This is a genomic window from Duganella radicis (genome assembly GCF_009720825.1).
Classification (GTDB): domain Bacteria; phylum Pseudomonadota; class Gammaproteobacteria; order Burkholderiales; family Burkholderiaceae_D; genus Rugamonas; species Rugamonas radicis.
On sequence record NZ_WNKY01000146.1, the window covers coordinates 1 to 255 of the forward strand.

A 255-nucleotide genomic window follows, 5' to 3' on the forward strand; every position below is an offset into this window, starting at 1 on the left:
CCTTGAGCTCTTTGAAGGGTCGTTCGAGACCAGGACGTTGATAGGTCAGGTGTGGAAGTGCAGTAATGCATTAAGCTAACTGATACTAATTGCCCGTACGGCTTGTCCCTATAACCTTGACGGTTATGCGCATTTACTCTTGATGAGTTCTCCCTAAGTTCTTTACTTCTCCAGATTGTTGCCAAGTCAAAGCTTGATGACCATAGTAAGTCGGTCCCACCCCTTCCCATCCCGAACAGGACCGTGAAACGACTC

At 47.8% G+C, this 255-nt stretch carries 2 rRNA genes; both read left to right on the plus strand.

Annotated features, from left to right (window positions below):
- Positions 1-110 (plus strand): 23S ribosomal RNA (locus GM676_RS31430); the annotation flags it as partial.
- 82 nt (positions 111-192) lie between these two features.
- A 5S ribosomal RNA gene (gene rrf, locus GM676_RS33105) occupies positions 193-255 on the plus strand; the annotation flags it as partial.